The organism is Tenacibaculum xiamenense (assembly GCF_964513065.1).
Taxonomy (GTDB): Bacteria; Bacteroidota; Bacteroidia; order Flavobacteriales; family Flavobacteriaceae; genus Polaribacter; species Polaribacter xiamenense.
Window position 1 is genome coordinate 646,929 of the sequence record NZ_CAZEQU010000033.1, and the last position, 17,375, is coordinate 664,303.

14 protein-coding genes are annotated in these 17,375 nt (G+C 31.8%); 9 read left to right on the forward strand and 5 right to left on the reverse strand.

Translation table 11 applies throughout. The features are described 5' to 3' along the window. Positions 1 to 6 precede the first annotated feature (6 nt). A complete protein-coding gene (locus ACKTTV_RS13945; protein ID WP_408031460.1) occupies positions 7 to 573 on the forward strand; it encodes a type 1 periplasmic binding fold superfamily protein in 567 nt (188 codons plus the stop codon). A gap of 169 nt (positions 574 to 742) precedes the next feature. Here ACKTTV_RS13945 and ACKTTV_RS13950 read toward each other — a convergent pair whose 3' ends face one another. Both ACKTTV_RS13950 and priA read right to left on the reverse strand, forming a co-directional pair. Next, complete coding sequence (locus ACKTTV_RS13950) at positions 743 to 898, reverse strand: hypothetical protein (protein WP_408031461.1); 156 nt, start codon at positions 896 to 898, stop codon at positions 743 to 745. Between the two features lie 287 nt (positions 899 to 1,185). Continuing rightward, positions 1,186 to 3,627, reverse strand: coding sequence for a replication restart helicase PriA (gene priA / locus ACKTTV_RS13955; RefSeq protein ID WP_456243527.1), 2,442 nt, complete (start codon positions 3,625 to 3,627; stop codon positions 1,186 to 1,188). Positions 3,628 to 3,842: 215 nt separating this feature from the next. Here priA and ACKTTV_RS13960 point away from each other — a divergent pair, with 215 nt between their 5' ends. Together ACKTTV_RS13960 and ACKTTV_RS13965 are read left to right on the forward strand one after the other, a co-directional pair. Beyond that, a complete protein-coding gene (locus tag ACKTTV_RS13960; RefSeq protein WP_408031462.1) occupies positions 3,843 to 4,193 on the forward strand; it encodes a hypothetical protein in 351 nt (116 codons plus the stop codon). Between the two features lie 298 nt (positions 4,194 to 4,491). Continuing rightward, a complete protein-coding gene (locus ACKTTV_RS13965; protein ID WP_408031463.1) occupies positions 4,492 to 4,830 on the forward strand; it encodes a hypothetical protein in 339 nt (112 codons plus the stop codon). Between the two features lie 50 nt (positions 4,831 to 4,880). Here ACKTTV_RS13965 and ACKTTV_RS13970 read toward each other — a convergent pair whose 3' ends face one another. Continuing rightward, complete coding sequence (locus ACKTTV_RS13970; protein WP_408031464.1) at positions 4,881 to 5,432, reverse strand: TlpA family protein disulfide reductase; 552 nt, start codon at positions 5,430 to 5,432, stop codon at positions 4,881 to 4,883. 206 nt (positions 5,433 to 5,638) lie between these two features. Between ACKTTV_RS13970 and gcvT the strand changes: the two genes are divergently transcribed. Next, entirely contained in the window at positions 5,639 to 6,721 is a 1,083-nt protein-coding gene (gene gcvT, locus ACKTTV_RS13975; protein ID WP_408031465.1) for a glycine cleavage system aminomethyltransferase GcvT, read from the forward strand. A gap of 55 nt (positions 6,722 to 6,776) precedes the next feature. Here the strand turns inward: gcvT and ACKTTV_RS13980 are convergent, their stop codons facing one another. Beyond that, positions 6,777 to 8,210: a pyridoxal phosphate-dependent decarboxylase family protein gene (locus tag ACKTTV_RS13980; protein WP_408031466.1), complete on the reverse strand. Its 1,434-nt coding sequence runs from the start codon at positions 8,208 to 8,210 to the stop codon at positions 6,777 to 6,779. 397 nt (positions 8,211 to 8,607) lie between these two features. Here ACKTTV_RS13980 and ACKTTV_RS13985 point away from each other — a divergent pair, with 397 nt between their 5' ends. The 5 genes from ACKTTV_RS13985 to ACKTTV_RS14005 all read left to right on the forward strand — a co-directional run bounded on the left by ACKTTV_RS13985 (position 8,608) and on the right by ACKTTV_RS14005 (position 16,361). Next, positions 8,608 to 10,260 carry an OstA-like protein gene (locus ACKTTV_RS13985; RefSeq protein ID WP_408031467.1) on the forward strand — a complete coding sequence of 551 codons (1,653 nt, stop codon included), beginning with the start codon at positions 8,608 to 8,610 and terminating at the stop codon, positions 10,258 to 10,260. A 5-nt stretch (positions 10,261 to 10,265) separates the two neighbouring features. Then, a complete protein-coding gene (locus ACKTTV_RS13990; protein ID WP_408031468.1) occupies positions 10,266 to 11,441 on the forward strand; it encodes an aspartate aminotransferase family protein in 1,176 nt (391 codons plus the stop codon). A 301-nt stretch (positions 11,442 to 11,742) separates the two neighbouring features. Further along, positions 11,743 to 13,515 (forward strand): AMP-dependent synthetase/ligase, encoded by a 1,773-nt coding sequence (locus tag ACKTTV_RS13995; RefSeq protein WP_408031469.1) that lies wholly within the window; start codon positions 11,743 to 11,745, stop codon positions 13,513 to 13,515. A gap of 77 nt (positions 13,516 to 13,592) precedes the next feature. Continuing rightward, a complete protein-coding gene (locus tag ACKTTV_RS14000) occupies positions 13,593 to 15,206 on the forward strand; it encodes an RluA family pseudouridine synthase (protein WP_408031470.1) in 1,614 nt (537 codons plus the stop codon). A 429-nt stretch (positions 15,207 to 15,635) separates the two neighbouring features. Further along, on the forward strand, positions 15,636 to 16,361 hold the full coding sequence (locus tag ACKTTV_RS14005; protein WP_408031471.1) for a (S)-benzoin forming benzil reductase: 726 nt from the start codon (positions 15,636 to 15,638) through the stop codon (positions 16,359 to 16,361). 7 nt (positions 16,362 to 16,368) lie between these two features. On the opposite strand, the gene ACKTTV_RS14010 is transcribed toward ACKTTV_RS14005, so the two are convergent. After that, on the reverse strand, positions 16,369 to 17,112 hold the full coding sequence (locus ACKTTV_RS14010; RefSeq protein ID WP_408031472.1) for a LytR/AlgR family response regulator transcription factor: 744 nt from the start codon (positions 17,110 to 17,112) through the stop codon (positions 16,369 to 16,371). Positions 17,113 to 17,375 lie beyond the last annotated feature (263 nt).

Here is a 17,375-nt window from a genome sequence, read left to right on the forward strand (position 1 = left end):
AACATTATGAAACATATTAAATTATTAGCCTTTTTATTTATTGCTACATTAACTTTTACAGCTTGTTCTGATGACGAAACACTTCCAGAAGAAGAGCATGAAGAAGAGGTAATTACAAACATGGATATCGTTTTAACTCCACAAAGTGGATCAGTAGTATATCTTTCTAGTGAAGATTTAGATGGTGAAGGTGGTGTTGATCCTACTATTACTGGAGGGACTTTCGCTGCAAACACTACTTACACTGGAGTAATTACCTTAACTAATAAGGCAGAAGACCCACACCATGATATTACAGAAGAAATTGAAGAACATGCTGATGAACACCAATTTTTCTATAGTGCTTCTGCAGGACTAAGTAGTACATTTGCTTATGCTGGAGCTAATGATTCTAATGGAAATCCTGTTGGTCTTTCATTTACTGTAACAACAGGAGATGCTGGAACTGGAACTTACACGGTAACTTTAAGACATGAGCCAAATAAAACAGCTGCTGGAGTTAAAGACGGAGATATTACCAATGCAGGTGGTTCTACTGACATTGAAATAGTTTTTCCAATTACTATTCAATAATCTTTCAAGATTGTAAATTTTTAAAGGCTGTCAGGAAAAATCCAGACAGCCTTTTTAATTTTTTATTGATTAGAGACTTATTCTCTAACACATCTTTTTTCGAGAGTGTTTCTTCCATATTACTCTCATTTTTCTAGTACAAGGGGAAAAATATATTGTTATATATTTATTAACTTAAAAATACACATCCAAAGTCTTTAATCATATATACTTGATTAAATAAGACCTCATTTGAAACTAAGGGAATCTCAATAAACACATAATTCTGTGTGGCTTCGTATCCGTTTTTATTGACTAGCTTTATTTTAATGACTTCTGTTCTCATATATATAAGCTTTAATTACACTGCAAATTAGTGAGTTATCGGAATGTGAAGCTTTGGTTTTAGTTGAAATCCTGTTAACCTCCTGTTAACATGCTATTTGAGTAGATAAAACGTAAATGATCTTAGATAAAAAAACCCACTCAAAGATTGAGTGGGAAAATTGCTATGAAAAAGAAAGTCTAAGGACGTCTCCAAAGACTCTACAAATATACACAAAATATATTAATCACAAAATAAAATAATGACACTTATGTAATTTTTCTAAAATTTAGTTAACATAAACCCGATTAATATGCATCTACATCTATAGTAAAACGAATAGGACGATAATCTTTAATAGCCTCAAACGCAACTCTAATTTTTTGAATTTGATCTTTTGTTTTCACCAAAGATTGCTTTGGAGGTATTTTTATAGTCACATTTTTAATATATTGATTTCGTATTCTAGATACAACTGGCTCAGCAGGTCCTAATACATGCTGTCCAAATGAATTCCTTAGTGCCGTGGTTAACCAATTTATTCCTGAGTCTACTCTTGTATAATCTCGGTGTTTTAATGTAATTTTAATTATTCGATAATAAGGCGGATAATGAAACTGCCATCTATCTTGTAATTGTTCCTTATACATTTCATGATAACTATTCGTAGAAACCTGTTGAAGTATTTGATGATAGGGGTTATAGGTTTGAATTACAACATTTCCTTGTTTTTTTGACCTTCCCGCCCTTCCTGATACTTGTACCATTAACTGAAATGCTCGTTCATGAGCCCTAAAGTCAGGAAAATTAAGCATGGAATCAGCATTTAAAATTCCCACTAAAGAAACATTATGGAAATCTAACCCTTTCGAAAGCATTTGAGTTCCCACTAAAATATCAATTTCCTGGGCTTCAAAGGCGCCAATAATCTTTTGATATCCATATTTTCCTCTTGTGGTATCCAAATCCATTCTTCCGATTTTCTTATCAGGAAAAAGATCTTTAAGCTCTAATTCAATTTGCTCCGTTCCAAAACCTTTGGTATCCAAAGTACTACTTCCGCATGCTCCACAAGCATTGGGCATTGCTCTGTGGTAATGACAATAATGACATTTTAATTCATTTCTATACTTATGGTACGTTAAGCTAACATCACAATTAGGGCATTGAGGAGAAACACCACAAGTTTTACATTCCACCACAGGAGAAAATCCTCTTCTGTTTTGAAACAGTATCACTTGTTCCTTTTCATTTAAAGCCTCAGTTATCATTTCTAAGAGACGATCTGAAAAATGACCTTTCATTCGTTTTTTCTTATACTTCTCTTTAATATCAATTAACTCTATTTTGGGTAACTGAATATTTCCATAACGCCTATTCAAAGGAACAAAGCCGTATTTCTTTTGAGAAGCATTGTAAAAGCTTTCTAATGAAGGAGTAGCGGAACCTAATAAGACGTTAGCTTTATGTTGATATCCTAAAACGACAGCAGCATCTCTTGCATTATATCTTGGAGCAGGGTCGTATTGCTTATAAGAACTTTCATGTTCTTCATCCACTATAATTAATCCTAAATTGGAAAAAGGTAAAAAGATAGAAGAACGTGCTCCCAACACTATCTGAGCTTTAGTTTTTGATTCTAAAACATTATTCCATACCTCTACCCTTTCATTCATTGAATATTTTGAATGGAATACTGATAAATAATTTCCAAAATAACGTTGAAGCCTCGTAATGATTTGAGTGGTCAATGCTATTTCTGGTAATAAAAACAAAACTTGCTTTCCTTCCTCTATTACTTCTTTAATTAATTTTACATATATTTCTGTTTTACCAGATCCAGTAACTCCATGTAATAAGGATATCGGATTTTCCCTAAACGATTCTTTAATTTTTAAAAAGGCTTCTTCTTGAAACTCGTTTAACGTTTTTAATCCATTTGATTCACCTTCAAAACTAATTCTATCTTGTTGAATATGATAGTACTCAAATATTTCCTTATCTACCAATGCTTTTAGAACAGCGGAAGAAACTCCTGCCTTATCTTGAAGTTCTTTGGTTTTTACCGGCTTTTTGCTTCCTGCTAATTGAAAATAATGAAGTAATGCTTCGCGTTGCTTTTTTGATCTCGACAATTTCTCTAATACAACCTGTAACCCACTTTCATTATTATATTCACTTGTAAGTTTAACATACTTAATTAGCTTAGGTTTGTATGTTTCGTATATTTCTTCCTTTATATATATAGCATCTTTTTGAAGGAGCTCGTCAATAATAGGTAATACCTTTTTCTTTCCTAAAATATCTGATACTTGGTGTATGGTTAATTGAGAATGATGCTGGAGTGCTTCAAAAATTAAAAAGGATTCATCTCCCAAAGAAACATCATCAGTAAATGAAGCGTTTTTATAAATAATCGTTTCACTTTCCAATAAAAATGCAGAAGGTAATGCTGCTCGATAGACATCACCTAATGCACACATATAATAATTAGATATCCACTCCCAGTGTTTCAATTGACTCTCATTAACTACTGGATGTTCATCCAGAATTTGATGGATATCTTTTGCTTCATACAACTCCGGAGCCGTTTGGTGAATTTTAAAAACTAGAGCCGTATAAATTTTACTCTTTCCAAACGAAACCGCAACACGCATTCCTCTTTTCAAATACTTAGCTTCAGCTGGAGTAATAGCATACGTAAAAGTTTTACGCAGAGGAATTGGTAATATAACATCTATAAAATTGATAGGAATATAAATTTAAAGAAATCAAAATTACAACAAATTGATAACATTTGCGAACAGTTTTCTATTTGTTAACAAAAGAGCAAAACAAAACACAAAATACTGTTTTACAAAGCATTAAAAACAAAAAGTGTTAAATTTATATTAAACCACTACTCAAACTGAAACATAAATCAAACAGAGTAGTCTTATAATAAAATCATTAACACAACCATAATATGAAAACCTTAATAAATATTGTAGTCGCCATTGGAATCACGATCTTAACCATGGTATCAGCAGTGGCTAACACGAATCCAACTTCTCCAGAAAATAAAAAAAATATTAGAAACCAAGTTGTTGCACTATTAGGTAAAGAAATTCCTGCCGATAAACTAAATGCTTCAGAAGCTCATGTTAATTTTATAATTAATGCTAAAGATGAAATCGTAGTAATCGAGGTTAACTCTAAAGACGATAACTTGAGTCTAATGATAAAAAATAGATTGAATTACAAAAAGATCAACATCTCTAAATCACAAAGAGGAGCATTTTATGAAGTTCCAGTAAAAGTAAATGTCCTTGAATAAAATTCTTTCCAAAAATTAGTAAGATAAACTCGGAATTTAGACACGAAAATTAGATACTATTTTTTTAACATATTAACTCTTTACGAAATTATCTAAAATTTAATATTTAGTTAAAAGTATTTAAACCCAAACCCATTCAAAATTAAAGATTATGTAAAAAAACACCTTTTCATAGACTAAAAAATATAGTTTTATTAAAAAAACGTTAATTATATTTTTAAGTTTCTATTTGAAATTTACTCTACATATCTTTGCCGTATCATTTAAAACCAAAAATAAAAACTGTAAAAAAACGATTATGAAATCAATATTTAATACCTTATTAGTTGCTGTAGCATTATTTGTATCTGTAGGTGCATATGCTAATGACAAAACTCCAAAAGTAGCGAATGCTTTACGTTCTGAAATAGTTGAATTAATTGGAAAAAAAGTTCCAATGAATACAGCAGAAAACTTTATTGTTCGTGTTTCTTTTGTAGTAAACAATCAAAACGAATTAGTAGTTGTAGATGTTATTTCTAAAGACAAAGAAGTAAACTCTTATATCAAAAATAAAATTAATTATAAGAAGGTATCATCTGCCTCAGAAATAAAAAATCAAGAAATTTATATTTTACCTATTAAAATTAAAAAATAGTAAAGCATAAATATTTTAGCAGAAAAAAAGTGGCTCAACGCCACTTTTTTTTATTTCTGAGAAACTAATTGAGTCAATAGCTCTCTAATTTTATTAGAATTCCAGTTTGCCGCACCATTTTTTGATACTACTATTTCTCCATCTCCATTAATTATAAATGTTTGTGGTATTGAAGATGTTTCTAACATGCTAGGAAGTTTACTTCTTAAACTATATGTGGGCAACAGATAACCTTCCTTTTTGTAATATTGTTTTACTTCTTCCCATTTTTCATTAGTTATAAAAACAAAATCGACTTTATCTTTATAATCATTATATAACTTTTGAATGCTTGGTAATTCTGCTCGACATGGAGGACACCAAGTAGCCCAAAAATTTAAGAAAACAACTTTTCCTTTTAGGTTACTTCCTTCTATAGACGTTGTATTCAAACCTTGCAGGGTCCAATTGTAATTAGTTAAAACCTTCCTTTCACTTTTTTCTATAGCTGAAGGGGCAAAGGACACCAACCTAATGATGCGTTCTTTGGTTGGTGGATATAGCAATAATGCTATTACTAAAATAAATAATATGTTAGACACTAATTTTTTGGTTACTTTCATTTATTATCTCATTTCTTGATTGGAAAATACGCAAAAACACACCTATTTTAAATAAATACTTCAATAAGGTATTTTATTCTTTAGTCATAGACTAAAATTAATCCTTACTCAAAACTAAAATCATAAAAATATTCAACAGTTTCAAAGAATTTGTTTCTCATTTTTTAGCTACTTTAGCAGTATTATAAAACAAACAATTCTACATAATGAAAAATACTGCATTAACGCACATTCATGAGGCTTTAGGAGCAAAATTAGTTCCTTTTGCTGGTTTTAATATGCCTGTACAATATGAAGGTGTGAACATTGAGCACGAAACTGTAAGAAATGGAGTTGGTGTTTTTGATGTGAGCCATATGGGTGAGTTTTTTTTGAAGGGTGAAAATGCGTTGGCTTTAATTCAAAAAGTTACTTCAAACGATGCTTCAAAATTAATTCCAGGAAAAGCACAATACAGCTGTATGCCAAATGCCGATGGTGGTATTGTTGATGACCTAATTATTTATATGATTAGTGAAAATGAATACATGCTGGTAGTAAATGCATCAAATATTGAAAAAGATTGGAACTGGATTTCACAACATAATGATTTAGGTGTTGAAATGGAAAACCGTTCAGACGATTGGTCTTTATTAGCTATCCAAGGTCCAAAAGCTGCTGAAGCAATGCAATCATTAACTTCGGTAAACCTTTCTACTATTAAATTTTATACTTTCGAAATCACTGATTTTGCTGGACTTCCTAATGTTGTAGTTTCTGCAACAGGATATACAGGATCTGGTGGATTCGAAATTTATGTTAAAAATGAAGATGTTGAAGCTGTATGGAAGAAAGTATTTGAAGCTGGAGCTGACTGGGGTATTAAACCAATTGGTTTAGCTGCTCGTGATACTTTACGTTTAGAAATGGGGTATTGTTTATATGGAAATGATATTAACGATACTACTTCTCCTCTTGAAGCTGGTTTAGGATGGATTACTAAATTTACAAAGGACTTTGTTAATGCTGAAGCTCTAAAAAAGCAAAAAGAAGAAGGTGTTACTCGTAAATTAGTTGCTTTTGAATTAACTGAACGTGGAATTCCTCGCCAAGGATATGATTTAGTAGATGCAGATGGAAATGTAATTGGAAATGTTACTTCTGGTACTATGAGTCCTTCTTTAAATAAAGGTATTGGATTGGGATATGTAACTATTGCAAACTCAAAAGTTGATAGTGAAATATTCGTTCAAATTCGTAAGAAACAAGTTCCTGCTAAGGTAGTAAAGCTGCCTTTTTATAAAGGATAAAAACGAACAACTAAAAAAATACAAAAGGCTATTCTTAATTGAATAGCCTTTTTATTTATTTCTGTTTTTCTAAAATTTCTTCTGCATAACTGTTGCATAAAAGAAAAGTAGATTTTACATCGTCGAATGTAGTTTTCGGATTAATCAAACACATTCTTAGTACAACTTGCTTGTTTAAAATTGTTGTTACCAAGAAAGCTTCTCCTGATTCCATTACTTTTTCTGAAATTTTCTGATTTAACTTGTCAATTTCATGTTCTTCTAAATTTAGTCCAATTGGATTGTATCTAAAATTAATTACAGCTAAAGTAGCGGGTGATATAATTTCCCAATTTCTGCTTTTACGTAACATTTTTTCTACGTCATCTGCCAATTGAATATTATAGCTTACCGCCTTCTTAAAAGTATCCAGTCCATATGTTTTAATAGACATGTAAAACTTTAATGCTCTAAAACGACGTGTTAGCTGAACACCGTAATCGTAAAAATTAATTTCAGATTCATTTCCTTCAATATCTCTTAAATATTCAGGAGTTTCACTAAAGGTGTTACTTAACCAAGAGGCATCTTTTACTAACAAGCATCCGATTTCATAAGGCTGATAAAACCATTTATGAGGATCTACAGTTAAAGAGTCTGCTCTTTCAATTCCTCTTAACGCTTTAGCTCCTTTATCAGATAAAATCGCTGCACCTCCGTAGGCACCATCAATATGAAACCATAAATCTTCTTCCTCACAAATATCTGCGATATCATTTAAAGGATCTACTGTCCCCGTGTTTGTAGTTCCTGCAGATGCTATAAAACAAAATGGTTGTAACCCTTCTAACCTATCTTTAGCAATAGCATTCTTTAATTTGTTAATGCTAATTCTAAACTCTAAGTCTGTTGGTAATACTCTAATTTGTTCTTTTTTGAATCCTAAAACTCTAATTGCCTTAATGTTTGAAGAATGTGCTTGATCTGATAAGTAGATTACTGCTTTTGAAAAATCATCACCACATTTAATTCTTCTCGCGGTAACTAAAGCAGTTAAGTTCGCCATTGAACCTCCACTTGTAAAAAGACCTCCTCCCTTCTCTACTGGGAAGTTGTACATTTTTAATAACCAATTCATTGTAACAATTTCCAACTCGGCAGCAGCAGGAGAAACCATCCATCCTCCTGAAAAAATATTAAATCCAGTTGCTAAACTATCAGCCATAGTACTAATAAAGTTACTAGGTCCAGGTACAAATGAATATGCTTTTGGGTGTGATATAACGGTACTATTAGGCATTACGTTTTCCATTACAAAATCCAAAACTTCCTCAGCAGGAGTTCCTTGTTCAGGAGCCTCTTGCAAGAAAACTTTGTCCATTTCTTTTCTGGTAGCACGCATTACTGGTTTTTTACTCCCAATACTGTCCCAATGCTCAGCAATTAAATCAACTATTTTATATCCATACGACTTCATCTCTTCTTTTGACAAATCAAAATGAGCGCTCATATTTTTAAGTATTTTAAATTTTGTGCAAAATTAAGATAATTCAAGGCGTTAACCAGCTTTATTCCTAATAATATTTTAAGAATATTACATGAAAAAATAAGCCCACATAGCATTACTCCCTTTGGGATTGGCTATTAAAAATTGGTTAAACAATTCTTCCTTTTAAAAGGCCTTAAAACTTGTAATTTATCTTTCTATTTTCATGTTAATGATACTATACATTTACTTATTTACCTTATTAAATTTCTGGGGAAAACTCTTCTATTTAATAGGAGCGTATTTTCAGGCATACCTCTATGGAAAAATGATTGAAGATTCAGATTGGTAATTTTATACTCTCCTTAAGAAATTTAGCATCTGTTTTTCATTACTTTTGTTCACTTAAAACAATACTATTTTGAAAAGATTATTTGTTCTATTCTTTTTATTAATTACTGCTGGTAGTTTTTCACAAACAAAGAAAATCAAAGTTTTATCGAGTGAATATTCTGAAGCGGATGAAAAAAAATATCCTGGAGCCACTATTTTAATTGGTAATGTAAAAATTGCACATGAAGGCGCTACCCTAGATTGTAAACAAGCATTACTTTATAAAAAAGAAAATATTTTTAAGGCTTTAGGAGAGGTTGTCATTGAACAAGGAGATAGTATTATTCAATATAGCGATTTTGCTGTTTACAATGGAAATACAAAACGAGCTACTTCTTGGGGAAATGTTGAGGTGAATGATAAAGAAATGAAAATGAGTACCGATACTCTCTATTTTGATAGAAAGGAGCAAGTATTGTATTATCAAAGTGGAGGAACCATAACGGACAAAAAAAACACTTTAAAAAGTAGAAAAGGTACTTATTACCTAGAAGAAAAGAAATTTTCAGCTAAATCTAGAGTAACTGTTGTCAATCCAGAGCACTTTTTAGAGTCAAATCATTTAGATTATTATACAAATTCCAGCTTAGCTTATTTGTATGGACCAAGTACTATTACCAACTTAAAAGATAGTACGAAGATATATTCGGAACGAGGATTTTATGATACAAATACTGAAATCTCATATTTCGTAAAAAGAGCAAAACTCTTTTTAAAAGATAGAACTGTTGAAGGTGATAGTTTATACTATGATAAGAGAAGAGGTTTTGCCTCAGCTACAAACAGAATTAAGGTTATTGATACAATTCAAAATATGGTTACCAAAGGTAATTATGCAGAATTGTATGAAGAAAAAGACTCTTTATTTATCATAAAAAAAGCTGTTGCCATTTCTGTCCATGACAAAGACTCTATGTATGTTCATGGCGATAAAATTTTGGTTACTGGGAAAAGTGAAGAACGTATTGTAAGAATATTTAATGATGTAAAAATCTTTAAATCGAATCTACAAGGTAAATGCGACTCAATTCATACAAGTCAAATAACGGGGCTAACACGTATGTTTAGAAACCCGGTTCTCTGGTCAGGGAAAAGTCAGATAACAGGTGATAGTATTCAACTACTTTCAGACAAGGAAACGAATAAGTTAGATTCTTTGTTCGTGCTTCAAAATGCCTTTATGATAGAAAAAGATTCTCTTGCCATTGATGATTATAACCAAATTAAAGGAAGGAATATCTATGGAAAATTTGAAGGAAACGATTTGAGAACTATGTTGGTTAAAGGAAATGCTGAATCGCTATATTACAGTAGAGATGAAGAAACTAAAAAGCTAGAGACCATAACTAAAGAAATTGCCAGTGATATTGAATTTACACTAGAAAACAACGAAATCACACAAACGAAATATTTCAAAAAATCTGAAGGAAAAACATTTCCCCCTTCTGAGTTTCCTGAAGACCAGAAAAAATTTAGAGGTTTTATATGGAGAGGTAAAGAACAGCCTTTGACCATGGAAGACATATTTATTAGTGATAAGGACAAAAGCAAAGTTAAACTGAAAGATAAAAAGCCTATTTTAGATAAACCTAAAAAAGAGGTTTTAAAAGCAAAACGACAGTTTTCAAAAGAGCTTGAAAAGAAAGAAAAAGAAAAGGTATACAAGTTTAAAAAAGAGTAATTGATATGAAAGACGACTTCTTTAAATATCAAGGTCAAACATCTCCTCACCCATTAGCTATCGAGATTTCTCATGCGAATGGTAGTTATATTTACGATGTTGAAGGAAATGAAATGTTAGATTTTGTTGCTGGGGTTTCTGCAAATAGTTTAGGACACAATCATCCAAAAGTAACTGCAGCTATTCAAAATCAATTGACTAAATATACTCATGTGATGGTTTATGGTGAGTTTATTCAAAAACCTCAATTAGAGCTTTGTAAATCGTTAGCCAACACCTTACCAGAATCCTTAAGTTCCGTTTATTTGGTGAACTCAGGTACAGAAGCAACTGAAGGAGCTTTAAAGCTTGCCAAGCGTTTTACAGGACGAAGTGAAATTATTGCTGCCAAAAACTCTTATCATGGAAACACACAGGGGGCAATGAGTGTATGCGGCGCTGAGCAACAAAATCAAGCCTATCGCCCATTAATTCCTGGAACGCGATTTATTCAGTTTAATGACGAATCTGCTCTGGAAAAAATAACAACCAAAACAGCTGGTATTATTTTAGAAACCATTCAAGGAGGCGCGGGTTTTATTGAACCTAAAAACAACTTTTTACAAAAAGTAAAACAAAGATGTAAAGAAGTTGGTGCCCTTTTGATCTTAGATGAAATCCAATCAGGAATCGGAAGAACAGGTACCTTTTGGGGATTTGAGAATTACAATGTGATTCCAGACATTATTATTACCGGAAAAGGCCTTGGTGGAGGAATGCCTATTGGAGCTTTTATTTCTTCGCATGAAATAATGTCCAGTCTTAAAGAAAATCCAAAACTAGGACATATTACCACTTTTGGAGGCCATCCAGTTATCGCTGCCGCTAGTTTGGCTACAGTTAACGAAATTAGCAATTCAACTTTGATGCAAGATGCATTACGGAAAGAGAATATTATAAGAGATTTTTTCAAAGACCATCCGAAAATTCAAGAAATTCGTGGTAAAGGATTAATGTTAGCCCTTATTGTAGATTCCTCTGATTTTGCCACGCAAGTTATTTTAGAGTGTATGAATAAAGGACTTATCTTATTTTGGCTGTTATTTGAAGGAAGAGCTATAAGAGTTACTCCTCCTCTAACTATCTCAGATGAAGAAATTATAAAGGGCTGTACAATAATTCTTGAAGCTTTAAACAACTAAAAATCCCATCATAACATGTTGGGATTTTTTGTCTCTAATGAAAACAGTTTATCTTTTTAGTAAAATACATCATATTTTAAAAATTAGTTGATTTTTAATTTTATTGACCAAACATTCAATAAAAATTTAATTTTTAAAGTATCAATTAATTATCAACAAGAAATAATTACCCCTAAAAACAACAAAAAACCGCAATTATTCTATTAAAAAATTAGGTAATCACCAATAAATCAGTCATCAAGACATTTTTTGTGCAATCGACCTATTTTTCCTATTTTGCATTACACTAAACATTGATTATATGCCGAGCGAAATTAAACGTCTTTTTGATTTTCCTTATTACCAATTAGAGACTTATAATTTATCGAAAGCATTTACCACAAAATATGACGGCAAATGGCAATCGATATCTACAAAACAATACATTGAACAAGCAAATACTATCAGTCGTGGTTTGTTACGATTGGGAGTTGAACCAGATGATAAAATTGCAGTAATTTCAACCAATAATCGAACTGAATGGAATGTTTGTGATATTGGTGTTTTACAAGTTGGAGCGCAAAACGTTCCGATTTATCCAACAATTTCTAAAGAAGACTACGAATACGTTTTAAATCACTCTGAAGCTACTTATTGCTTTGTTTCTGATATTGAAGTTCTTGAAAAGCTAAATCAGATAAAATCAAAAACTAAACTAAAAGGAGTATTTACTTTTGATGATATCGCTGGTGAAAAAAGTTGGAAAGAAGTACTAGAGTTAGGTAAAGATGAAAGCAACCAATCAGAGGTTGAAGAAAGAATGAATGCAGTTACACCAGATACTTTGGCTACATTAATTTATACCTCAGGAACAACTGGTAGACCAAAAGGGGTTATGCTAACTCATAAAAACATTGTTTCAAATGTAATTAGCAGTGAAAAGCGCGTACCTTTTTCTTATGGAAAAGAGAAGTCTTTAAGCTTTTTACCTGTTTGTCATATTTTCGAGCGAATGATCTTGTACTTATATCAGTACTGTGGTGTTTCTATTTACTTTGCTGAATCTATCGAAAAGCTTAGTGAAAATGCTCAAGAAGTAAAGCCTAATGTAATGACTGCGGTTCCTAGACTTTACGAAAAAATATACGATAAAATATATGCCAAAGGAAGCGAGTTATCAGGTATTAAGAAGAAGTTATTTTTCTGGGCAATTGAACTGGGATTAAAATACAAGCCATATGGAGCTAATGGATGGTGGTACGAAAAACAACTTGGTTTAGCTCGTAAACTTATTTTTTCCAAATGGCAAGCTGCCTTAGGTGGTGAATTGAAGTTGATGGTATCGGGTTCTGCTCCGTTACAAGCAAGATTGGGTAGAGTTTTTGCAGCAGCTGGAATGCCCGTTATGGAAGGATATGGTCTTACGGAAACCTCTCCTGTAATTTCAGTAAATGATCAGAGAAATGGAGGTTTCAGAATTGGAACCGTTGGTAAAATTATTGAAGGTGTTGAGGTAAAGATTGCCGATACTGGTGAAATTCTCGTGAAAGGTCCGAATATTATGGTCGGATACTATAAGGATCCAGAAAAAAGTGCTCAAGTTTTAAAAGACGGTTACTTCCATACAGGTGATAAAGGTGAAATTTGTGAAGATGGCTTCCTGAAAATTACTGGTAGAACAAAAGAAATGTTTAAAACTTCTGGAGGAAAATATGTTATACCCCCATTATTAGAAGGAAAATTAAAACAATCAAGATTTATTGAACAAGTAATGGTTGTAGGTGAAGGTGAAAAAATGCCAGCGGCACTAGTTCAACCAAATTTTGCATTTGTAAGAGAATGGGCAAAACGCCATGATATTACTTTAGGTGATAATGCTGATGTTATTTCCAATCAAAAAGTTATTGATAGAATTCAAGAAGAAGTTGACGAATGCAATTGTAACTTTGGAAAATGGGAACAAATTAAACGATTTGAGCTTACACCTGACGAATGGTCTATTGACGGTGGTCAACTTACCCCTACTATGAAAATGAAACGTGCTGTTATTAAAGATATTTATAAAGATTTATATGATAAAATCTATAAAGCATAGATAATCTGAAATATAATTCGAGTTAAATAAACAACGTCACTGTATATTTGCAATGGCGTTTCTTTTTATAACAACCAATGAATAAACTTCATTCTTTCCAAAGTAATATTACCGCTATTGAACTTCCGAATAAAATAGCTTATCCTCATTACTATACTCCACATAAAATTGCTCAAATTGCTTCCAAAGAACTTCAAATGTACTTAGAAAAGCAAACTGATTTCAACCATGATTTTGGATTAGATTCAAATGAAGGGGTTGGGAAAATGTTTGGAGTGCTTGTTGTTAAGAACGAACAAAAAGAACTTGGTTTTTTAGCCGCTTTTTCTGGAAAGTTAGCTGAAAGAACTACTTATGAGTATTTCGTCCCTCCTGTTTTTGATGTTTTAGATACTCGTAATTTTTACCTAGAAGCAGAACGTAAATTAAACAAGCTAACTAAAAGTATTGAAGCACTAAGTTCGAATAAACAATATCTCGACCTTAAAGACGCTTACAATCGAAAAAGCAAACTTCAAAAAGATCTTTTGGAGACTGAGCAAATCAAAATAAAACAAAGAAGAAAGCTTAGAAAAACTCAAAACTCCATAGACAATCAAAAAAACATTAATGAGGAATTTTATTTAAGAGAATATGAAACATATCTCAACAACAAAATAAAGGCATTAAGAACTGCTTATTTTAACGAATATGAAAGAATTGAGGAGTTAAAACGAGAAAGAGCTCAACTTTCAGCTAAAATTCAACAAAAGTTGTTTCAAAGTTATCAGTTTGTAAACAACAATAATGAAGTAGAAAACCTGTTACATATTTTCAAAGAAAGTCCACAAAACATTCCGGCTGGTGCAGGTGATTGTTGTGCTCCAAAGCTTTTTCAATACGCCTATTTAAACAAACTCACTCCTATAGCAATGGCAGAGTTTTGGTGGGGAAAACCCTTAACCTCAGCGGTTCGAAAACATAAGCAGTATTATCCTGCTTGTACAGGTAAATGTAAACCTATATTAAATCACATGCTTCAAGGGCTTTCCGTTGAAACTAACCCTTTGTTGGCTACCATAAACAAAACAGACTCTTTAGATATTCTTTATGAAGATGAATATTTATTGGCTCTAAATAAACCACATGACGTATTAAGCGTTGAAGGAAAAGAAATTGAACATAGTATCGAATATTTAGTAAAAAAGAACTTTCCAAAAGCAACGGGTCCTTTAATCGTACATCGATTGGACATGTCAACCTCAGGAATTTTATTAATTGCTAAAAGTAAAGAGATACACAAAAAACTTCAGGAACAGTTTATTAAAAAAACCATTAAAAAAAGGTATGTCGCCCTTTTGGAAGGTGTTATACCCGATATGCAAGGAACCATTGATTTACCTCTCCGAGTTGACTTAAACGACCGACCAAAACAAATGGTTTGTTACGAGCACGGAAAAAAAGCACTGACAAAATGGGAAGCAATAGCCGTAGAAAATAATTGTACAAGAATATACTTTTACCCTATTTCAGGAAGAACACACCAGTTACGGGTACATGCGGCTCACCCGCTTGGATTAAATTCACCTATTGTTGGAGATGATTTGTACGGGAATAAATCGAAAAGATTATGCTTACATGCAGAGCAAGTAAAATTCATTCATCCTATTCTAAAGAATGAAATTGTTATACACTCTCCTGCTCCCTTTTAGGCAATTTTAATTTCTCAAATTTAAGACAAGAAAAAATCTCCTTTCGTACGAAAGGAGATATCCCTTAAATATTAGCAGAATGTATCGTATTTGTATCTTCGGTACAAACACATTTGCAAGGTAGTCAAAATCATCATATTTCCTTGTAAGGGTTAGCCCTAGAAATAGAGTCAGGGTTTTCCCTAGTTAGCGTTACCCATTAACCATTACCCACAAAAAAAGCCCTCCGAAGAGAGCTAAAACTAAAAACCAATTTAAAAAATCTAATAATGAAAAAACTTTTGTTTAAAGATACATCGGAAGCTCTCTTAGGACTGGAAAAATAAGACAGTATCCTTTGTATCTTGCGATCAACAAAGTCTTATTTTAGATAAATGGTTTTTTACCATTTATCGATCTTTAAAGCATTTTTACCGTATCTTTACCCATATGAATATTGTTATTATTACTGGTGGTAGTAAAGGAATTGGAAAAGCCTTGGCCCAAAAATATGCTTCAGAAAATTACAAAGTATACTCTCTTTCAAGAAGTATAATTAATATACAAGATGTCGTTCAAATCGCTGTTGATTTGAGTGATTTTAATGAGATGAAAAATCAATTCTCTATGCTTCTTGACGAGTTAAAGAAACTTTCTCTTTCCTCAATAACACTAATCAATAATGCTGGACGCCTTGGTACAATTGCTAATATTGAAAACATTAGCCCAAAAGACATCGCAGAAAGCGTGAATTTAAACTTAACAGGACCAATGGTTCTTTCAAATATGTTTATCAATTTCACTAAAAAGCTATCTTGTAAAAAAGAAATCATTAATATTTCTTCTGGAGCAGCTACAAAACCCTATGAAGGTTGGAGTGTATATTGCGCTTCTAAAGCCGCCTTAGACATGTTTACAAAAACAGTTGCGGCTGAACAGGAAACTTTAAATAATGGTGTAAAATGTATTGCTCTTTATCCTGGGGTAGTTGATACCAGTATGCAGGCACAAATAAGAGGGACCAAAAAAGAAGATTTTAAAAATCTACAACGTTTTGTTGACTTAAAAGAAAACAACGATTTGTATTCTGCTGAATATGTAGCAGAAACTATATATAATATTGCCTTAGAAAATAAACTAGAAAACGGTTCTGTTTTCGATATAAGAAATATCTAAAAGACTACTACCTGAAAATAGTATTATCCTTAATAAAAGCGTTTTTATAACGTTCACTAAAAGGTATTTGATTACCATCTTCTAGAATGATTAAATTATCTTCAAAGTAAATTTCTCTTACTTTTTTGATGTTAATCACGTAGTTTCTATGAACTTGTCTAAAATCGGTTTCACCAAGTATTTCCTTCAATTTTGTAAGAGATAACTTTATAAGATAGCTTCCATCAGCACATGTGATACTACAGTACTTTTCTTTTACTTCTACAAAATTTATGGAATCAACATCTACCTTAACCACACTCCTTTTCTTCTTAATAAAAAGGTATGATGGACTAATTACTGCACTCTTTTCATTAAAACTAATGCTATTTGATTGTTGGTAACAAGACTCTATGGCTAATTCCAATGAATACAACAATTCTAATTCATTATAAGGTTTTAATAAATAAACCATAGGGTTGGTAAGCTTTGCCTCATCAAACACTGCTTTACTTTGCATACTTGTTAAAAATAAAAATGGAATGTCTACTCCTTGTCTATTTAAACGTTGTGCAAGTTCAATTCCTTCTGGCTTGCCATCAATCATGATATCTAAAATTATCACATCGAAAAAACGATTTTTAATCTCTTTCTCAGCTTCTAAGGAATTATGAGCTCTAATTACTTCATAACTATTACTCTCAAGAAAAGAAATTAACTGAGTGGCTTCTTTATCTAAATCTTCAAGCAATAATAATCTTAGTCTATTCATAATATAAAAGTAAAACTAATTTGTTAAGAAACCCAATTTTTACGAGGCTTTATAATAGGCATTAAATACAAACACAAATTTATTTATCACTATTTTTATCAAAAAGAAAGTTATTGTTCAGAAAATTTGAGCATTAAGCTCTTGATATAAAAACCGTTCTGAAGTTTTAAAAACGGATAATATAGGTATTTCCTTTTCCATATGATATTAATTAAATACCATTTTTCAATACATTCAATACTGTAACTTTTTTTAATGCTAGC

Bases quoted from the DNA above. Each gene is read 5' to 3' on its own strand.
- ACKTTV_RS13945 (WP_408031460.1), top strand. From the start codon at position 7: ATGAAACATATTAAATTATTAGCCTTTTTATTTATTGCTACATTAACT.
- ACKTTV_RS13950 (WP_408031461.1), bottom strand. From the start codon at position 898: ATGAGAACAGAAGTCATTAAAATAAAGCTAGTCAATAAAAACGGATAC.
- ACKTTV_RS13960 (WP_408031462.1), top strand. From the start codon at position 3,843: ATGAAAACCTTAATAAATATTGTAGTCGCCATTGGAATCACGATCTTA.
- ACKTTV_RS13965 (WP_408031463.1), top strand. From the start codon at position 4,492: ATGAAATCAATATTTAATACCTTATTAGTTGCTGTAGCATTATTTGTA.
- ACKTTV_RS13970 (WP_408031464.1), bottom strand. From the start codon at position 5,432: ATGAAAGTAACCAAAAAATTAGTGTCTAACATATTATTTATTTTAGTA.
- gcvT (WP_408031465.1), top strand. From the start codon at position 5,639: ATGAAAAATACTGCATTAACGCACATTCATGAGGCTTTAGGAGCAAAA.
- ACKTTV_RS13980 (WP_408031466.1), bottom strand. From the start codon at position 8,210: ATGAGCGCTCATTTTGATTTGTCAAAAGAAGAGATGAAGTCGTATGGA.
- ACKTTV_RS13990 (WP_408031468.1), top strand. From the start codon at position 10,266: ATGAAAGACGACTTCTTTAAATATCAAGGTCAAACATCTCCTCACCCA.
- ACKTTV_RS13995 (WP_408031469.1), top strand. From the start codon at position 11,743: ATGCCGAGCGAAATTAAACGTCTTTTTGATTTTCCTTATTACCAATTA.
- ACKTTV_RS14000 (WP_408031470.1), top strand. From the start codon at position 13,593: ATGAATAAACTTCATTCTTTCCAAAGTAATATTACCGCTATTGAACTT.
- ACKTTV_RS14005 (WP_408031471.1), top strand. From the start codon at position 15,636: ATGAATATTGTTATTATTACTGGTGGTAGTAAAGGAATTGGAAAAGCC.
- ACKTTV_RS14010 (WP_408031472.1), bottom strand. From the start codon at position 17,112: ATGAATAGACTAAGATTATTATTGCTTGAAGATTTAGATAAAGAAGCC.